Origin of the sequence: Halapricum salinum, from assembly GCF_004799665.1 — an archaeon.
GTDB lineage: Archaea > Halobacteriota > Halobacteria > Halobacteriales > Haloarculaceae > Halapricum > Halapricum salinum.
On sequence record NZ_CP031310.1, the window covers coordinates 704,507 to 721,891 of the forward strand.

Annotated in this window: 16 protein-coding genes; 10 read left to right on the forward strand and 6 right to left on the reverse strand. The window is 67.2% G+C overall.

From position 1 onward, the window contains the following. Positions 1 to 30 precede the first annotated feature (30 nt). Complete coding sequence (locus tag DV733_RS03430) at positions 31 to 1,689, forward strand: asparagine synthetase B family protein (protein ID WP_049993797.1); 1,659 nt, start codon at positions 31 to 33, stop codon at positions 1,687 to 1,689. A gap of 18 nt (positions 1,690 to 1,707) precedes the next feature. Here DV733_RS03430 and DV733_RS03435 read toward each other — a convergent pair whose 3' ends face one another. Further along, positions 1,708 to 2,835, reverse strand: coding sequence for a sugar-transfer associated ATP-grasp domain-containing protein (locus DV733_RS03435; RefSeq protein ID WP_049993798.1), 1,128 nt, complete (start codon positions 2,833 to 2,835; stop codon positions 1,708 to 1,710). A gap of 91 nt (positions 2,836 to 2,926) precedes the next feature. Between DV733_RS03435 and DV733_RS03440 the strand changes: the two genes are divergently transcribed. The 4 genes from DV733_RS03440 (at position 2,927) to DV733_RS03455 (ending at position 6,498) form a co-directional block, all read left to right on the forward strand. After that, complete coding sequence (locus DV733_RS03440; protein WP_049993799.1) at positions 2,927 to 4,054, forward strand: GNAT family N-acetyltransferase; 1,128 nt, start codon at positions 2,927 to 2,929, stop codon at positions 4,052 to 4,054. A 79-nt stretch (positions 4,055 to 4,133) separates the two neighbouring features. Next, positions 4,134 to 5,246 (forward strand): GNAT family N-acetyltransferase, encoded by a 1,113-nt coding sequence (locus DV733_RS03445; protein ID WP_049993800.1) that lies wholly within the window; start codon positions 4,134 to 4,136, stop codon positions 5,244 to 5,246. An 80-nt stretch (positions 5,247 to 5,326) separates the two neighbouring features. Beyond that, positions 5,327 to 6,166, forward strand: a complete 840-nt coding sequence (locus tag DV733_RS03450) for a BKACE family enzyme (RefSeq protein WP_049993801.1) — start codon at positions 5,327 to 5,329, stop codon at positions 6,164 to 6,166. A gap of 83 nt (positions 6,167 to 6,249) precedes the next feature. Beyond that, entirely contained in the window at positions 6,250 to 6,498 is a 249-nt protein-coding gene (locus DV733_RS03455; RefSeq protein WP_049993802.1) for a hypothetical protein, read from the forward strand. On the opposite strand, the gene DV733_RS03460 is transcribed toward DV733_RS03455, so the two are convergent. The 3 genes from DV733_RS03460 to DV733_RS03470 are packed head-to-tail and all read right to left on the reverse strand — an operon-like array spanning position 6,495 to position 11,110. Further along, entirely contained in the window at positions 6,495 to 7,976 is a 1,482-nt protein-coding gene (locus DV733_RS03460; protein WP_049993803.1) for a lipopolysaccharide biosynthesis protein, read from the reverse strand. The two genes, DV733_RS03455 and DV733_RS03460, sit on opposite strands and share 4 nt — an antisense overlap. A 33-nt stretch (positions 7,977 to 8,009) precedes the next feature. Then, the gene (gene asnB, locus DV733_RS03465) at positions 8,010 to 9,866 is read right to left on the reverse strand and encodes an asparagine synthase (glutamine-hydrolyzing) (protein WP_049993804.1); all 1,857 of its coding nucleotides are present in this window, start codon (positions 9,864 to 9,866) and stop codon (positions 8,010 to 8,012) included. Then, positions 9,866 to 11,110: a glycosyltransferase gene (locus DV733_RS03470; protein ID WP_049993805.1), complete on the reverse strand. Its 1,245-nt coding sequence runs from the start codon at positions 11,108 to 11,110 to the stop codon at positions 9,866 to 9,868. The genes asnB and DV733_RS03470 overlap by 1 nt, the downstream gene beginning before the upstream one ends. A gap of 131 nt (positions 11,111 to 11,241) precedes the next feature. Here DV733_RS03470 and DV733_RS03475 point away from each other — a divergent pair, with 131 nt between their 5' ends. Further along, a complete protein-coding gene (locus tag DV733_RS03475; protein ID WP_049993806.1) occupies positions 11,242 to 12,375 on the forward strand; it encodes a glycosyltransferase family 4 protein in 1,134 nt (377 codons plus the stop codon). 62 nt (positions 12,376 to 12,437) lie between these two features. Here the strand turns inward: DV733_RS03475 and DV733_RS03480 are convergent, their stop codons facing one another. Beyond that, positions 12,438 to 12,632, reverse strand: a complete 195-nt coding sequence (locus DV733_RS03480) for a cold-shock protein (RefSeq protein WP_049993807.1) — start codon at positions 12,630 to 12,632, stop codon at positions 12,438 to 12,440. A 71-nt stretch (positions 12,633 to 12,703) separates the two neighbouring features. Continuing rightward, entirely contained in the window at positions 12,704 to 13,468 is a 765-nt protein-coding gene (locus tag DV733_RS03485) for a glycosyltransferase family 2 protein (RefSeq protein WP_049993808.1), read from the reverse strand. A 123-nt stretch (positions 13,469 to 13,591) separates the two neighbouring features. On the opposite strand from DV733_RS03485, the gene DV733_RS03490 reads away from it, so the two are divergent. From DV733_RS03490 to DV733_RS03505, 4 genes are all read left to right on the forward strand, one after another. Beyond that, on the forward strand, positions 13,592 to 14,149 hold the full coding sequence (locus tag DV733_RS03490; protein ID WP_049993809.1) for a metal-dependent hydrolase: 558 nt from the start codon (positions 13,592 to 13,594) through the stop codon (positions 14,147 to 14,149). Positions 14,150 to 14,196: 47 nt separating this feature from the next. Beyond that, positions 14,197 to 15,180, forward strand: a complete 984-nt coding sequence (locus tag DV733_RS03495; protein WP_049993810.1) for an NAD-dependent epimerase/dehydratase family protein — start codon at positions 14,197 to 14,199, stop codon at positions 15,178 to 15,180. A 73-nt stretch (positions 15,181 to 15,253) separates the two neighbouring features. Beyond that, positions 15,254 to 16,357, forward strand: a complete 1,104-nt coding sequence (locus DV733_RS03500) for a GNAT family N-acetyltransferase (RefSeq protein ID WP_049993811.1) — start codon at positions 15,254 to 15,256, stop codon at positions 16,355 to 16,357. Then, positions 16,354 to 17,361, forward strand: coding sequence for a glucosamine inositolphosphorylceramide transferase family protein (locus tag DV733_RS03505; protein WP_049993812.1), 1,008 nt, complete (start codon positions 16,354 to 16,356; stop codon positions 17,359 to 17,361). Before DV733_RS03500 ends, DV733_RS03505 begins: the two co-directional genes overlap by 4 nt. Positions 17,362 to 17,385: the final 24 nt, after the last annotated feature.

The following is a 17,385-nucleotide window of genomic DNA, read 5'->3' on the forward strand; positions in this document are numbered from 1 at the left end:
GAGAATCTCCGAACGTCGAGGTCGGGAAGCGTGATCGACGTCGTCTCCACGTCGTACCGCGAGTGGAACGAGTTCGACGGCGTCACCGTCTGCGGGTTCGCCTTCGACGGCGAGACGCTGCTCTCCGAGCAGTCGCTGTGTACGCACTTCGCCGACGTGGAGACGCTTTCGGGGTTCGCCGACGCGCTGGACGCGCTCGACGGCTTCTTCGCAGTCGCCCTCGAAGGAGAGGATGGACTGTTCCTGGGTGTCGATCACGTCCGCTCGATCCCGCTTCTGTACGCGCCCGAGGCCGGCCTCGCTGGCGACGACGCCGCAGGGATTCGCAAGCGACTGGGCGACCCGCCGAACGACCCGCTCGCCGAGAGCGAACTGCTCGCCGGTGGTACGGTACTGGACAACCGGACGCTCGTTTCCGACCTGTTCACGGTCCGCCCGGGCGAAGCGGTCGAACTACGTGACGGCGAGGCCGAGACCGAACGGTACTTCGAGTACTGTCCGACCGGCGGGACGGGCGTCGGTGACCGCGAGGCTCGCGAGCGCCTGCACGAGGCCCTCGACACGTCGTTCGATCGCTTCGTCGACTTCGTCGGAGATCGGCAGGTCGCCCTCTCGCTGTCGGGCGGGACAGACTCGCGGCTGCTCGCGACGGAACTCGCCCGCCGTGACTGTGACGTGCTCGCCTATTCGTTCGGTCGGCCCGACTGTGCGGACGTGACGGTCGCAGCAGAGATCGCTGCGGCACTCGACATCCCCTGGACGTTCGTCGAGTACACGATGGAGGGCTGGCGCGAGTGGTACTGCTCGCCCGAGCGCGAGGCGTTCGTCGCGGCGACGACCACCGACGACAGCATCCCCAACTACGGGCTCATGCCGGCGCTCGCCCACCTCCGGGAAGTCGGGCTACTCGACGACGACGCCGTCTGTACCGCGGGCCAGACCGTCGTCGGGATGAGCGAGAACGTGCCCGACCAGTTGACGGTGCCGGAGCCGACAGTCGACAGTCTCCGCGACGCAATCGTCGACTACTGGGCGCGCTGGCAGTGGGACAACCCGGCGTTCGATCGGGCCGTGCGCGAACGGATCGCCGACAGCGTCAGCGCCGAGGTGACGTCCCTGGAGTCAGGATTCAGCCAGTTCGAGCGCTGGAAGATGGCCGACCGCCACGTCAAGTACTTCATCGCAGAGGCCCGCCAGTACGACTTTCACGGACTCTCGTGGTGGTACCCGCTGTGGGATCGCGAGCTGGTCGCGGCCTGGGAGGCGACCTCCTTTTCCGATCGCCGCGGCAAGCAGTTGTACACGGCGGTCGCCGACGAGCGGTTCACCGACGTCGCCGGCGTCTCACCTGCAGCGGCGGCCGGGACCGTCGCCGGGACGGCCGCACCGTCGCTCGCCGGCCGGGCGTTCGACAGCGTCGCCGAGACCCTGGCGGACAGTCCGATCGCCCCCCTGATCGCACCCGTCTACTGGTGGCTCCAGCGCCGACGATCGACCTACGGCGACCACCCGCTGGCGTGGTACGGCATGATCCCGCCGGACCTGTTCGCCAGACTCTACAGCGGGCGCGAGGACGTCCACACCCTGCAGACGCTGGACGCCGTCGACCGAGCCTCGTTTCTGGACGGGACCGTGACCGATCCACCGAAAGACGGCGTGCTGTCGCTACCGTACGACGGACGCGAGTGATCTCTGCGTTCGTCTCGATCAGCAGACGCCGTGGCGTTCGTAGAACCGCCGGACCCGGGCGTCGGCGAGTAGCGGGCCGTGGACCTGCAGGCTCTCGACGCCGACGAGGTTGTTCAGTTCGAGCACCCGAAACGTTTCCTCGCCGGTGACGACGAGATCCCAGCCGAGATATGGGAGATAGGGCAGGTCGGCCGCGATGGCCGTGACGCGCTTGCGGATGCGGTCCCATCCCGGAACAGTCGTCCCCTCGATCCGCGCGTCGCTCTCGGGATGACTTGCGAACCACGGACGCTCGGTCGGGTCGATGGTCGTCGCCTCGCTCAGCCGGCCGGTCTCCAGGTCGATCGCAGCGGTGAGTCCGCCCTGCGAACAGTTGTCCGCCGGTGCCGATTCGGCAGTCCCGATGCGGTGGATGGACGCGGCGACGAACGCCTCGCCGTCCTCATGCACGGTCAGAACTCTGACCGTGTTCGTCGCGTCGGGATAGAGGGCGTCGGCGTACTTGGCCTGCTCGACGAACCCGGCGACGAGATAGCCGTCGAGGTCGCTCATCCGCCGGCGGAATTCCCGGTCGGTCACGAGTTCGTCGTTCAACCGGTAGCTGTCGTCCTCGCGGCTCGCGAAGTCGATTCCCTCGCCACGCCCGCCGAAGACGGGCTTGAGGACGATCTCGCCTTCCTCGTCGATCCGGTCGGCGACGAACTCGGTGGCCGGGGTCGCGTTGGCGACCCGGGGGGTGGTCATCTCGACGCCGTCTTCGGTTGCGACGCGATCGGCCGGGAACGCGCGGCCGTCGATCACGACGCCGTGGACGGGCTGGCGTTCGGCCTCGAAGGGAGACAGCAGCCAGTGGCCAGCAAGCTTGTTCTCGACGAGGTGGCGCCAGTGGCCGTTGATCTCCCTGGTCCGAACGTGCTGGCGCGTCGAGAGATAGGCGTCCACGCTGTGGGTCTCGAAGTCGTAGAGCCCGTCTGCAGAGGGCACGAATCCGCGCCGCCAGAGCCACGCGCGACGGCCGAGCGACAGGGCTGGCGAGTTCGCCCTGCGGGCGTACCGGGCCATCGCCACCTGTTCGCGGGCGGCGTGATACAGCGGTGCGGCGAGATTCTGCCGGAGTGCATTCCCGACAACGGATCCGAGTGTCATTCCTCTCACCGAGGTGCGAAGCGGTGTTGAAGGTCACGGTCACAGGAGGCAGTTTAATGGCCGCTGGCCGTCTCCATCTGGCAACTCACGCATGGATATCGAGCCGATCGGAACGGACGCCGGCGGCTACACCTACCGTCCGTACGAACCCGGGGACGAGGAGGCGATCGTCGACCTCCACAACGCGGTCTGGGACGGCGGGCGGACGCTGGCGTGGTTCCGCTGGAAGTACGTCGAGACGCCCGCCGTCGAGCACGTCCCGGTGTTCGTCGCCGAGCACGAGGGCGAGATCGTCGGTGCGCTGGGGTTGGCCGCCTATCAGATGTGGGGCGACGGCGAGGGCGGCCTGGGCGTCCTCGGGAGCGACCTCGTCGTCGCGGAGTCACACCGCAGGCGAGGGATCTTCACGTCGCTGTACCGCGACGGGACGGGTCGCTACCGCAGGGGAAAAGGCGTCCCCGACGCGGAGTGTCCGGACTTCTTCTTCGGGTACGCCAACCCCTCCTCACACCCGGGGATGCGGAAACTCGGCGCGGTCGACGTCGAGCCCCGTCGCTCGTTCTACCAGGTTCGACGACCCCGGTACTACGTTCGGGATCAGTTCGGGTCGACAGTTGCACGCGTCCTGGGACCCGTCGTCGACGCCGGCGCGCGCCGCTGGCTCCGGCGTCACGATCCGACACCGTCGGCCGGCGTCACGGTTCGACGTCACGAGGACGTCCCTGCCGAGACGCTGGCGACGCTCGCGGACGCCGCACGACCTACTGGCGTCTCGCCGCTGGCCGACGAGCCGTTCTATCGCTGGCGTTTCGACGGACCGCGCTGGCGACCCGACGGGACCTACGTCGCCAGTCGCGACGAGCGACCGGTCGCCGCGACGATCACCCGGACGACCACCGAAGCATCGACTGGCGCGGAGACGGTCTCACTGATCCACACCGTTCCATTCGGTCGGAGCGACGACCGTGACGAGGGTGTTGCTGCGATCCTGAATCGCGTCGCCGCCGACAGCCCCGACGCGGCGTTCCTCCGGGCGTGGAACCCCGTCTACCCGGAGCGCCTGCTCCGCGAGCGTGGATTCCTCTCCGATCAGCGTCGCCCGCTCTCGTGGGCCACTGGTTCGGACCTCCACCTCGTCGCCTTCGACCTGCCCGAGAGTCGCTATTCGAGGTCGAACTTGGAGGGCAGCGGCCCTGCACTCTGGTCGCTCGATAAGTGATCTCGAATGCTGATCTCGACCACACAGCTATGGGACAGGGAGTCGTTAGTTGTCCCATCCGACTGGAAAATCGTTCTACATGACAGACTCCGAATATACGATCCGACCGATAGAGCCGGACGACGGGGACGAGTTCATCGAGATCTTCAACCGGACCTGGTCGGCCGCAAAGACGAGCGAGTGGTTCGAGTGGCGCTACCTCGACAATCCCTACGTCGAGGAGATCCCGGGCTACGTCGCCGAACACGAGGGCGAGATCGTCGCCACCCGACCCTACAAGGCGATCACCGTCCGGTCGGGTGACGTCGAACGACTGGCCTTCCACGGCGTCGACTCGATGACCCTGCCCGAGCACCAGCGAAAGGGGTTGTTCACGCGGCTCAACGAAGCGGCGATCGAGGACTTCACGGATCGACCCGAGGGCGAACGCCCGGCGTTCGTCTTCACCCACTCCAACGAGAATTCCAAGCCGGGCCACCGGAAGATGGGCGTCAGGTACTTCGGCGAGATGGTGCGACACACGCGCGTCCAGCGTGCCGGGTCGTACGTCCGCGACCAGATCGGTGGTCTCCCAGGTCGAGTCGGCAGTGGCGTCGCGAACGCGCTCAACAGGGCCTATCTCCGGTCGCGTGACCGTCGCACCCCCTTCGAGACGGAACAGTTCGACGTCGAACGCCACGAGTCGGTCCCCGTAGCGACGCTCGCGGGGATCGCCGAGTCGAACCGACCCGACACCGCCCACGTCGTGTTCGACGAGGCATTTCACGACTGGTACTTCGCCGAGCCAGACAACCAGCCCGAGGCAACTTACGTCGTCCGGTGGGACGGCCATCCGATGGCGGGCGTGGTCCTCGGCCGCGACTACGACGAGCGCAACGACACGACGATGGTGCGGATCCGCCACGCCGTGCCCGCCGCCAGTACGCCGGAGCACGCCGCGGCGTTTGCGGCCGCGTTCGAGGTCCTGCTGGGCGACTATGGGGACGTCGATCTGCTCCGGACGCAACTGGACGTCGTCCCCGAGTCGGTGTTGCAGGCGTACGGATTCGTCCCCGACGACCGCTTCCCGATGTCGACACTGGCCGATCGCGCGGGCCTGACCTTCGGGTTGCGGCCGATCCCCGAGGAGTCCTGGAAACTCGACGGGCGGCCGATCCAGAGCGCCGAGTCGACCCTCTGGACGATTGCCTGACAGGAATCGAGGTCGGCGACGAGCACCCGACCTGCTCGCGTGGGACTACTGTTTTGTATCTCGCCTCCGTTGACCGGCCAATGGCCTACAAGGACTACCTCGCGGGGAAGAAGGTCATCCTCACCGTGGCGACGACCGGCGGGGTCCACGGGAAAGAGACCAACCCGAACGTCCCGGAGCAGCCCGAGGAAATCGCCTCGGAGGCGCGCCGCTGTGAACAGCTGGGGGCGGCGATCGTCCACGTCCACGGCCGGGACGAGCACGGCGAGAACAGCGCCGCGCACCTCCAGCAGGTCGACGACGCGATCCGCGAGCGCTGTGAGAACATCATCGTCCAGAACACGACCGGCGGGCAGGCGCCCTACGAGGAACGGGTCAAGGGGATCCGGACCGACCCCCGGCCGGAGATGGCCAGCCTCGACATGGGGCCGTTCAACCGCGGCCAGCACCTGACGACGACCCACACCCGCCACAACGTCGAACGCCTCGCCCGGGAGATGGTCGCACACGACATCAAACCCGAGATCGAGGTGTTCAACAACGGCCACCTCAACGAGCTCCACGGCCTCATCGAGAAGGACATTCTCGAAGAGCCCTATTACGTCAACCTCATCTTCGGCCGCGGGACCTTTGCGCCCCCTTCGCCGGAGAACGTGATGAACGCGGTCCGGAACCTCCCGGAAGGGACGATCTTCAACGTGCTGGCGACGGGGCCACACCAGTTGCCCCTGACGACCCAGAGCGTGCTGCTCGGCGGGCACGTCCGGGTCGGCATGGAGGACAACCTCTACTTCCGGCGGGGCGAGCAGGCCCGGGGCAACGCTCAGCTGGTCGAGCGCACAGCCGAGATCATCGAGTCGCTGGGGTGTGAGCTGGCGACGCCCGACGAGGCTCGCGAACTGCTGGGTCTCGCCCGCTGAGTGACGAGACATCTGGTGACGCCTCCTGGGCCTTCCGGGATCAGCTGAGGTACGTTGATACGTCTGGCGCACGACGTTGTGGTATGACCTGCCCACACCTGTCCTACCGCACGGAGGCCGGGGGCAAATCCTTCGATCACGAGCGCGCCTACTGTGCCGTCATGGAGGCGTTCTGCACGCCGATGCAGGCCGACGTCTGCAACGATCGGTTCGCGTTCGACCACCGAGATCACTGCGAGATCTTCCAAGAGCACGAGGCGGAGGAGTACCCGGTCGGAGAGACGACGCGCCCGCCGGAAGTCGAGGTGCTGAAACCCGATCGAGAGGGCTAACCACCCAGTGCCGAGCCGACCGACCTGACGTTCTGTTCGATCTCCCAGCCGGCAACGCGGACGAGCACCGCGGCGACGAGCAGATAGACGATCCCTCCGAGCGCGACCAGCCCGAGCAGTTCGACCAGCGGCGAGTCGACGACGACCGTCTCGCGGACGGCCCAGACGACCGCCCCCATCGTCCCGGCGGCGACGATCGGGTAGCTCACTTCCCTGAAAAAGCGTCGGAGTCGCATATCTAGCAGCCGCCGCGAGATGAGCAGATCCAGCGGCAGCGCCCCCAGGCCGAAGGCGGCGACGACTGCTGCACCCGTCCCGACCAGTCCGTACTCGGTGGTGGCCGGAACGATCAGCACTGCCATCACGATCACCCGGACGGCACCGATCTTCGCCGCGAAGTCCGGCCGCCCCATCGCCAGCCAGACCGGACCGAACGAGCCAGCCATCGAGAGGAGCAATCCGTAGACCGCGAGGATCTGCAGTGCGGGGATCATCGGAATCCACTGGGGGCCGAGGATCGCCTCGACGAACGGCGGGGCGACGACGAAGACCCCGACCCCCGCGGGGAACGTGAACGCCGTCACGAGCTGCAGCGTCCGGAAGTACGCCTCCCGCACGGCCGCCACGTCGTCCTGCAGTTTCGAGTACGCCGGGAACATCACCGTCCCGATAACTCCTGTGACTTCAGTCGCAGGTGTGAGTGCGAGCCGATAGGAGAGGCGATAGAACCCCAGCGCGGTGGTCCCCAGCAGCGCCCCGACGACGAAGTCGTCGCCCTCGTCGGCCAGGAAGTAGACGATGCCACTGGCGAAGATCCACTTGCCGAACCCGAACATCTCGCCGGCGGCCTCGCGGTCGAACGACGGACGCGGCCGGTAGTCGTGGACGACGAACGAGACCAGCAGGTTCGAGATCTCCGCGAGGACGCGGCCGACGACCAGTGCCCAGACGTTCCCCCACGCGAACGCGAGCGTGATCGTCACGGCCACGTAGACGAGCGTCGTGCTGGAGAGGTGAACGAACTGCTTGTGAAACTCCAGGTCCTTCTGGAAGTAGACGACGCCGGGATTCTCCAGACCCTGGAGGATCGGGACGACGGCGATTACCTGGATGATCGGCTCGACCTCGGGCGCACCGAAGAACTGTGCGGCCGGGCCAGCGACCACGAACAGGACGGCAGCCAGCAGGAAGCCACGGGCGATCTGTAGCGTCCAGGCAGTGTCGAGATAGCGGTCGACGTCGTCCTCGCGGTTCTGGATGAGCGCGCTCGTGAACCCGAGCTGGGAGAACCGCTCCAGGCCCGTGAGGATGAGCAAGGCGACGCCGATCAGCCCGAAGGCCGCGGGGCTGAGCAGCCGCGCGAGCACCAGCAGCGCGACCAGTTCGAGGACGCGCTGACTGATGTTCGTGACCGAGAGCCAGACGCCCGACCGGGCGGTCCGGGTCGCGAGGTCGCCCGTCGGAATCACAGCGCGCATCGCAGCACGCAAGCGGTTTCGTATCACGAGTGATCAGTCATCGATGAACCGCTGGTACCACAACTCGAGCCAGACCAGATCCCACAGTCGGAACCCGTGGTCGGCCCGCCCGGCGACGTGTTCGTCGAGCAGCCCCTGCAGGGCGTCCCGGTCGAAGGGCTCGCGCTGACCCAGTCGTTCGAGGTGCTCGCGGGCGAATCCCCGTAGCTCGCCGCGGAACCACTCGGTGATCGGGACGCCGAAGCCCTGCTTTGGTTTGTTGCGTACCTCCTCGGGAATCTCGGCCTCGAAGGCGCGTTTCAGGAGCCACTTGCCCTCGCCGTCGCGGCGTTTGTACTCCGCCGGCACGCTGGCCGCGAACTCGACCAGTTTGTGATCCAAGAAGGGTGAGCGACCCTCGACGGAGTGGGCCATCGTCGCCCGGTCGGCCTTCACGAGCAGGTCGTCCGGGAGGTAGGTCTCGATGTCGACCGAGAGAAGTCGGTCGAGCCGGGTCGGGCCGTCCGCGCGGTCGAACGCCGCACGCATCCGCGCGAGGTCGTCCTCGTGTTCAGGTCCCTGCCAGACTTCCCGGAGGTCGTCTTCGAGTGCGTGGCAGATGAACTCGGCGTAGCGTTCGACCTCGTCTCCCGCGGCCGCCCGGAGGAAGCGCCGGCCGTGCTGGACCGGGGTCTGTCGCTGGAGCCCCGTCGGCAAGTCGGCCGCGAGGTCACGGGCGTACTCCCGGAGCCGGCCCGGCGCTCTGCTGGCCAGCCCGGCAAGCCGGTCGTAGCGATAGCGGTCGTAGCCCGCGAAGTTCTCATCGCCGGCGTCGCCGTTGAGCGCCACGGTGATGTCGTCGCTGGCGACCTGCGCGACGTAGTAGGTTGGCAGCGCCGAGGGATCGCCAAACGGTAATTCGAACTCCTCGACCAGTTCGGGCAGCACGGTCGCGGAGTCGGTCGTAACGGTGAACTCGTGGTGGTTAGTGTCGTAGGCCTCGGCGACGACGCGGGCGTGTTCGAGTTCGTCGAACGCGGTCTCGTCGAAGCCGATGGAGTAGGTCTCGACGGACCGATCCGTGAGACTGTCCATCAGCGCAGCCACGATGGTCGAGTCGATCCCACCAGAGAGAAACAGGCCGACGGGGACGTCAGAGCGCATTCGCAGGCGGGTCGACTCCCGGAGTTCGTCCCGGAGGCGGCGAGCAAGCGATGCGGGCGAGGCGTCGTCGAGCTGGTCGGCGTAGGAGAGCGACCAGTAGCGCTCGGTTTCGAGGCCGTCCTCGTCGACGAGCATGTAGTGGCCCGGTTCGAGCGTCGCGATTCCCTCGAAGCCGGTCGCGGGCGCGGGGACGTAGCCGTAGGTCAGGAACTCCCGGATCGCGGGCAGGTCCGGTTCGGCCTCGACGGCGCTGTCGCTCAAAAGGGTTTGAATCGTCGAGCCGAACCACAGGGTCCCGTCGTCGTAGCGGTAGAACAGCGGTTTCTGGCCGAGTCGGTCTCGGGCGACGAACAGCCGCTCGCGCTCGTGATCCCAGATGGCAACGGCGAACATCCCGCGGAAGCGTTCGAGGCAGTCGACGCCGTACTCCTGATAGGCTGCGAGGACGACCTCGGTGTCGGTCCCGGAGTCGAAACTGTAGCCGTCGAGGTCCTCGCGGATCTCCTGATAGTTGTAGACTTCGCCGTTGAAGACGATGGTTGCGCTGCCGTCGTCGGCGTGCATCGGTTGCGCGCCGGCGTCCGTGAGGTCCAGAATGGCGAGCCGTCGGAAGGCCAGACAGACGGGGCCGTCGGCGTAGACGCCCTGTTGGTCGGGCCCGCGCTGGGGCATGCAGGCGGCCATCGATTCCCCAAGTTCGGCGGGCGGGTCGGTCTCGAAGTCCAGCTTCCCGCCGATTCCACACATTACCGGCCGTTCTCCCGGTCCCGACTTAGTTCGTCCGGCTGGGACCCGTCCTCGTCGACGTCCCTCGCCGTCCGCTCGCCGACCTCGAGGACGCGGTCGTACACCGCCTCGAAGCCCGCGACCATCGAGGTCACGTCGAACCCCTCCCGGGCGCGCTCGTGGGCCGCCGCGCCGAGGTCGTTCGCGAGGTCTGGGTGGGTCACCACCAGTCGCAGGGCGCTGGCCATCGCCTCGCTGTCGCCGGGATCGAAGAACAGCCCCGACTCGTAGGCCTCCAGTAGTTCGCTGTTACCGTCGACGGGCGTCGCCACGCAGGGCAGGCCCGCCGCCATCGCCTCCAGCAGCGCGCCCGGCAACCCCTCGTAGTGCGAGGGGAAGACGAAGACGTCCATCGCGGCCAGACAGTCCGGGACGTCGTCACGAATCCCCGCGAAGTGGACCGACGTCTCGATGTCCAGCTGTGCCGCTTGCGCTTCCAGCGCCGACCGCTCGGGTCCGTCACCGACGATCAGCAGGTGTGCGTCGGGCACGTCCTCCCGAACCGTAGTCCAGGCGTCGAGCAGTTCGTCGTGGCCCTTCCGGTCGATGAGTCGGCCGACTGTGCCGACGACCGGCGCGTCCTCGGGAATGCCGAGCGACGCACGAGATCCTGCGGGCGGGTCGTGGCCGAACCGCGAGAGATCACGGCCGTTGTTGACGACGCTGACTCGATCCTCGGGCGTCCAGTAGCGCTGGACGAACCGCTTGCCTGACTGGGAGTTCGAGACGACGTGATCCGCGAATCTGGTAGTGAGGTTATCCAGCCGCTGGGCCAGGTCGTGCTCGCCCGTCGGGACGAGCCGAACGCCAGTGATGACCTTCGTGTCGGGTGCGACGACGCCCGCCGCCCGGGCGATGAGGTTGTCGTAGGTCAGAAACGACTGGATGATATCGGGTCGCTCGCGCCGGACGATCCGGAGGAATCTGAGGGGCGCGGTGACGTACTCGCGGGGGTTCGCGGCCCCTTCGACCGCGAAGGCGTGGGTCTCGGAGGTGACGCCCTCGACGCCGAGCGTGCGAAGGGTCACTCGGTCGTCGAGGCGGTCGGCGAGGGGGTTCTGCTCGAAGATAGTCCAGACGGTGACGTCGTAACGGTCGTGGTCAAGACCGTTGGCGAGGTCGACGAGCGTGCGCTCGGCCCCACCGACCGACAGCGCAGTGACGAACAGCCACAGATCCACCCTGTCTTCGCGCCCCGGTTTCATTACCGCCACAGAGACGGCCCGACTGAAAATAGGTGCCGGTCGGTTCGTCGGTGGGCCGCGACGCTTCTCATCGCTGTTCACGGTCGCGCCGCGGGGGGAACTGTCATTAGGTGGCCAGTCGACGTCTCGCTATGGACGTCACGCAGATCACGCACCTCTATCACCCCTCTTTCGGCGGGATCGAGAACTACGTCGCCCGCCTCAACGCCGCGCTGGAAGCCGACGGCCACACCGCGCGCACGGTCACGACCGACCAGAGCCTCTCGCCGGCCGACGACCCCGCCGACTGGCCGGGCGTGACCTACTGCGAGACGACGTTCTCCATCGTGCGCAATCCCTTCTCGATCGAGCTCTATCGCCATCTGAAGCGGGACAAGAGCGACGTCTATCACCTCCACAGCCCCTGGTTCTTCCCGAGTCTCGAAGCCGTCCTCGCGCTGCCCGACGACGCCGCGATCACGATGACCATCCACGGCGTCCACGTCCCACACACCTCGCTCCTGTCCCGGGTCCTCGATACGGCCTACAAACCGATCGCCCAGTTCATCCTCGACAAGGTCGACCGGATCTTCGTCCTCGGGCCCGCAGAACGTCGCCGGCTGACCGACCGCTTCGACGTCTCCGACGAGCAGGTCGTCGTCGTCCCCAACGGGATCGATCCCGACGCCTACGACGTGCCCGACGAGCGTGTCGACGAGTTCCGCGAGCAGTACGGACTCGATCCCGACCGCCCGACGATCCTGTTCGTCAGCCGGCTCATCCCTGCCAAACAGCCCGAGATCCTGCTCGACGCCGTTCGAGACCACCTTGAGGAAGACGTGCAGGTACTGGTGATCGGCAAGGGCGACGACGAGTACGCCGGCTCGCTCCTCGGGCGCGCCGACGAGCGCACTCGCTTCCTCTCGAACCTCTCGTTCGGCGACCTCAAGGCCGCCTACCACGCCGCGGACTGCTTCGTCGCCCTGGGCACCTCCGAGGGACTTTCGACCGTCCTGCTGGAGGCCATGAACGCCCGCCTGCCCGTAGTCACGACGCCAGCCGGGGCCAACGCTGACGTCGTCTCCGGGCCCGAACACGGCCGCGTCGTCGAGATGCATCCCGACCCGCGCGAAGTGGCTGCTGCGATTCTGGAGATTCTCGCAGACGAGGACGAACGCCAGGCGATGGGCGAACGCAACCGCGATCTCGTCCGCCAGGAGTACGCCTGGGAGGTCGTCTACGAGCGAATCAGGGAGACGTACGAGGAACTACTCGACGAGCAGTAGCACCGCTACCGGGCTGAAATACGTGAAAAGTGTGGTCTCGTCTGCCGTGAAGCGAGAAGAGATTAGTTTCGAACGACGTTGGTCGCGCGCGGACCCTTGGGGGCCTGCTCGATGTCGAATTCGATGTCCTGTCCTTCCTCGAGGTCCGGTCCGCCAACGTCTTCCATGTGGAAGAAAACGTCCTCGTCCGCGTCCTCAGTCTCGATGAAACCGTAACCGCCTGTGTCGTTGAAGAAATCAACCGTTCCGTTTGCCATTGCCTTTGTTTGGAAGGGCGAGGGGTATGTAAGGCTTCTGAGGGTCGCGTTACCACGACCACCGATCCCCGCTACTCGGCGAGCCACGTCCGCAGGTACGCGAGACTCCGGTAGACGTTGCCGACGGTCGCGACTGCGGCGGCAGCGGGCGTCGGCCCCAGCCGCACGGGAAGCAGCGTCTCGACGACGCGCTCCGAAAACGGGGTGTCCCACTTGCGGTCGTACTGCAGGTCCGCGGGGCCGAACCGAGCCATCTTCCGCCAGTAGTCCCGCAGCGAGGTGGCGTACCAGTGCGTGACGGTCGCGTCCGGCTCGTAGAGGACGCGATAGCCCGCCTCCAGCGCACGGCGCGCGAGGTCGGTCTCCTCGTGGCCCCACAGGAACTGCTCGTCGAAGCCGCCGACGGTCTCGAACACTTCGCGACGGAAGGCCATGTTACAGCCCGTCAGGCCGGTCGACCCGCGGCGGAACGACGCCGGGACGGCCCGGACGTAGTGGCGGCGGTCGCCCTGATCGTAGCTCCCGACGAACCGCGAGATGACGCCGTCCCCGGGGTGGATGACGCGCCCGGCGACGATGGGGTTGGCCTCCAGGGCGTCGACCATTGCGGGAAGGTAGTCGGCGTGGGGGATCGCGTCGTCGTCGAGAAAGACCAGCCGATCCGAGCGAGCGGCCTCGATCCCGGCGTTTCGGGCGACCGAGATCCCCTTGTCGTCCCGGAGGATCACCTCGTAGTCGTCGAACGCCTGGGCTTCCAGAATGCGCAGGCAGTCGATCTGCTCGCGTGGCGCGAGCGAGCAGACGATCACGCTGACTGCGGGTGCGTCGTCGGTCACGGTCGACCTCGTGTCGTCACAGACGTCGTCGGCATGTCGATACAGGGCCTTCGTCGCCAGCGCATATAATGGCAGGCCCCAGCGGTCACGACGCTTATCCTCGCTGGACGCCTCCGAGAGGCTATGTGGCCCTGGGGACACCTCGCTTTGGGATACGTGCTGTACTCGCTCGGTCGCCGAGCGGGCCGACGAGCACCCCCTACGGACCAGCAAACCCTCGCACTCGCGCTCGGGACCCAGCTTCCGGATCTAATCGACAAGCCGCTGGCGTGGTGGGTCCCGATCCTTCCGGGCGGGCGAACGCTCGGACACTCGCTGGTGTTCGCGGTCCCGCTCGTGCTCGTCCTCGGCTGGGTCGCCCACCGACGTGGCCGACGCTCCTGGGTCGTCGCCTTCGCCGTCGGCTACGCGAGTCACCTCGCTGGCGACCTGTATCTGGCCGTCGCGTGGGGCAACTACTACGAACTGAACATCCTCCTGTGGCCGCTGACGCCGACCGTGCTCTACGACGCCCAGCCCAGCGTCCTGTGGCACCTCTCGTCGATCACGCTGACCCCGCTGTTCCTCGCGGAACTGGCACTGGGCGCGTTCGTCGTCGCGCTCTGGCTGGCCGACGGTCGTCCCGGAATCGGGTCTGTTCGGCGGCTGCTCCGTCGGGCGGGCCCCACTCCGAGCAAGTGACGACGGGGATTGGCAGTTTTTTGTACCGGTGGCGTCTCCCCACAGGTATGGATATTCTCGTCACCGGCGGTGCGGGCTTCATCGGCGGCCACCTCGCCGAGCGGTTCGTCCGCGACGGCCACGACGTCGTCGTGCTCGACAACTTCGACCCTTACTACGATCGGCGGCTGAAAGAGCACAACGTCAAGGTGGCCCGCGAGGCCACCGAAGCGAGCGAGGGCACCTACGAACTCGTCGAGGGCGACGTCCGCGACGAGAATCTGGTCGCCGACCTCGTCGGCGGTGTGGACTACGTCTACCACCAGGCCGCCCAGGCGGGCGTCCGGGCGAACATCGAACCCCGGAAGTACCACACCGTCAACGTCGACGGGACGCTGAACGTCCTCGACGCGGCGCGTGAGACCGACCTCGAACGGATCGTCTTCGCCAGTTCCTCCTCGGTCTACGGCAAAGCCCGCTATCTCCCCTACGACGAGGCGCACGTGACCGAGCCCGTCAGCCCCTACGGTGCCTCGAAACTCGCCGCCGAGCGCTACGGCCTCGTCTACGGCGACCGCTACGACGTCCCGTTCGTCTCGCTGCGGTATTTTACCGTGTACGGCCCCCGGATGCGCCCGAACATGGCCATCTCGAACTTCGTCTCCCGCTGTACGAACGGCGATCCCCCAGAAATCTACGGCGACGGCTCGAAGACGCGGGACTTCACCTACATCGAGGACGTGCTGGACGCCAACCGGACGCTCCTGCACGAAGACGCCGCCGACGGGGAGATCCTGAACATCGGGAGCACCGACACCATCTCGATCGAGCGACTGGCCGAAACGGTGCGAGACGAGCTCGCGCCCGACCTCGATATCGTCTACAGCGAGGGCTACGATATCGACGCCGAGCACACCCACGCCGACATCTCGAAGGCCAGCGAGCTGCTCGGCTACGAACCCTCTCGAACGATCGAGGAGGGCGTCCGGGAGTTCATCGCATGGTATCGCGACAATCGCGCGTGGTACGAGCCACTGGTTCGGGGCGAGTAGCCGGGATAGATCGACTGCCCGAACCCCGCGCCGAACGCTTATCCCCCAGTCCATCGAACACCGCTGACAACAGATGTCTTCGACGCTCTCACTCGACGTTCACGCCAGCGCGGCGACGCTGCCGCCGGCCTGGAACGACGTCGTCGCCCGCTCGCGCCTCGGAACGGTCTTCGCCCGAACGGAGTGGCTCCGCGCGGTCGAGCGCGGCACCGGCGCCGAACCCAGACACGTCGCCGTCTCGCGGGACGGGACTCTCGTCGGGATCTGCCCTAACTTTGTCTCCGAGCTCGACCTCCCGGTCTCGCTGCCCGCGGGGCTCAGACCGCGCGAACTCGTCTCGGTGTCGCCCGGCTTCGGCGGTCCGATCGTCACGGGCGACTACGACGCGGTGTTCGACCGGCTGCTGGAGGGCGTTCGAGCGGCCGCGACCGGCGGCGTCTGGGACCACCGGATCCGGGCGCTCGATGGCGACGTGAGCCAGTATTCCGAGCAGCTGGACGCTCGTGGCTACGTCCCGTCGGTGCCGACCTGCCAGCTTGTCGTCGATCTGACCCAGCCACTGGACGCCATTTTCGAGTCCTGGGACAAAGACCGACGCCGGACCGCCCGCAAGGCCCGCGAGGCCGGCATGTCCGTCAGCCAGCCCGACCCGACCTCTGGTGAGCGCGAGGCGTTCTACGACGCCTACGCGGCGATGATCGACCGCGTCGACGGCGTCCGCTTCGCGCCCGCGTTCTTCGACGCGCTGTTCGAAGCGCTCGGCGATCGGATCGTCCTCTTCAGGGCAGACCTCGACGGCGAGGCCGTGGGCTGGCACTGCTATCTCCGGGACGACGAGCAGGACGACCTCCATCACTTCTTCTCGGGACTGCGCGAGGAGCACTTCGGCCACCACCCATCCAGTCGGCTCCACGAGGCCGCCATGGAGTGGGGCCGCGAGCAGGGCTTTTCGACGTACAACTTCGGCGAGTCAAACGCCGACGTCACCGAAGGGGGCTTTCGCTACAAGTCCCAGTACGGCGGTGAGGTGCTGCCGGTACTGACGTTCGAGCGGGGGCTCGCACGCGGGCGCTGGGCGGTCTACCGCGCCGCGCGGCGGGCCTATCGAACGCTCGGCGCCCGCTCGGAACGCCGTGTTCGGCTGGCCGGACGGACGCCGGACCCGGGCGAGACATGACCGGCTGGCGCTGGCGAGCGGGACGAGCGGTCCACCATCGCCTGCCGGCCGCAGGTGGAAGCAGTCGTTCGTACCAGCCACCGACGGGGGCGCCGATTCCCGCCAGCGACGCCCGCGCGGCGACCGCCCCGCCGCCGATCGACCCCCAGCCCGCCGCCACGAATCCGATCCTGACCGCGAGTGATCTGGGAACCGATATCGAGTTCGTCGCCGACCCGTTCCTCTATCTCGACGACGACTGGCATCTGTTCGTCGAGGTCTACCGGCCCGCCGTCGACCCGCCCGCAGCCATCGCGCACCTCCAGAGCAGCGATCGCGGGCGCTCGTGGACCTACTCGGGCGTCGTCCTCGACCCCGGCGTCCACCTGGCGTTCCCCTTCGTCTTCGCCTGGGACGGCGAGCGCTACATGCTCCCGGACCCGTGGTCCGAGCGGCCGGGCGTCCCCGCGGATTTCACACTGTATCGGGCCAGCGACTTTCCGACGGCGTGGGAGCCGGTCGCGACGCCGATCTCACCCGAGCAGGAGTTGCACGATTGCGTCCTCCTCCGACACGAAGGACGCTGGTGGGCGTTCGCGGGCGAGGGTGGCGAGCTCTACGCCTTCTACGCCGACACGCTCGAAACGGACGACTGGACGCCCCACGCGGACAATCCTGTCGTGACGAATCGCCCCGAGGCTGTCCGGCCTGCGGGACGACCGATCGCTCGCGAAGACGGCTTCGTCCTCCTCTTTCAGGACTGCGCCCGGCGCTACGGCGAGCGCGTCTGGGCCTACGAGATCACCGAGCTGTCGCCGTCGACCTACCGCGACGAGCGCGTCGGAAGCGGCCCAGTGGTCGGGCCTGCAGGCGGAATCGGCTGGAACTCGGGGCGGATGCACCACGTCGACGCCTGGCTGTTCGAGGATCGCTGGCTCTGTGCCGTCGACGGGAACGTCGGCCTGGGTAAGCCGCTCTTCGGCGATCACTGGGCGATCGGACTCTACGAGCAGCGGCTGGCGTGACGCAAGCGACGACCGACACCTTTT

What these genes read in the sequence shown, in the direction of transcription:
- DV733_RS03435 (WP_049993798.1), bottom strand. Translation starts at nt 2,835, where the DNA reads ATGACACTCGGATCCGTTGTCGGGAATGCACTCCGGCAGAATCTCGCC.
- DV733_RS03440 (WP_049993799.1), top strand. Translation starts at nt 2,927, where the DNA reads ATGGATATCGAGCCGATCGGAACGGACGCCGGCGGCTACACCTACCGT.
- DV733_RS03445 (WP_049993800.1), top strand. Translation starts at nt 4,134, where the DNA reads ATGACAGACTCCGAATATACGATCCGACCGATAGAGCCGGACGACGGG.
- DV733_RS03450 (WP_049993801.1), top strand. Translation starts at nt 5,327, where the DNA reads ATGGCCTACAAGGACTACCTCGCGGGGAAGAAGGTCATCCTCACCGTG.
- DV733_RS03455 (WP_049993802.1), top strand. Translation starts at nt 6,250, where the DNA reads ATGACCTGCCCACACCTGTCCTACCGCACGGAGGCCGGGGGCAAATCC.
- DV733_RS03460 (WP_049993803.1), bottom strand. Translation starts at nt 7,976, where the DNA reads ATGCGCGCTGTGATTCCGACGGGCGACCTCGCGACCCGGACCGCCCGG.
- asnB (WP_049993804.1), bottom strand. Translation starts at nt 9,866, where the DNA reads ATGTGTGGAATCGGCGGGAAGCTGGACTTCGAGACCGACCCGCCCGCC.
- DV733_RS03470 (WP_049993805.1), bottom strand. Translation starts at nt 11,110, where the DNA reads ATGAAACCGGGGCGCGAAGACAGGGTGGATCTGTGGCTGTTCGTCACT.
- DV733_RS03475 (WP_049993806.1), top strand. Translation starts at nt 11,242, where the DNA reads ATGGACGTCACGCAGATCACGCACCTCTATCACCCCTCTTTCGGCGGG.
- DV733_RS03480 (WP_049993807.1), bottom strand. Translation starts at nt 12,632, where the DNA reads ATGGCAAACGGAACGGTTGATTTCTTCAACGACACAGGCGGTTACGGT.
- DV733_RS03490 (WP_049993809.1), top strand. Translation starts at nt 13,592, where the DNA reads ATGTGGCCCTGGGGACACCTCGCTTTGGGATACGTGCTGTACTCGCTC.
- DV733_RS03495 (WP_049993810.1), top strand. Translation starts at nt 14,197, where the DNA reads ATGGATATTCTCGTCACCGGCGGTGCGGGCTTCATCGGCGGCCACCTC.
- DV733_RS03500 (WP_049993811.1), top strand. Translation starts at nt 15,254, where the DNA reads ATGTCTTCGACGCTCTCACTCGACGTTCACGCCAGCGCGGCGACGCTG.
- DV733_RS03505 (WP_049993812.1), top strand. Translation starts at nt 16,354, where the DNA reads ATGACCGGCTGGCGCTGGCGAGCGGGACGAGCGGTCCACCATCGCCTG.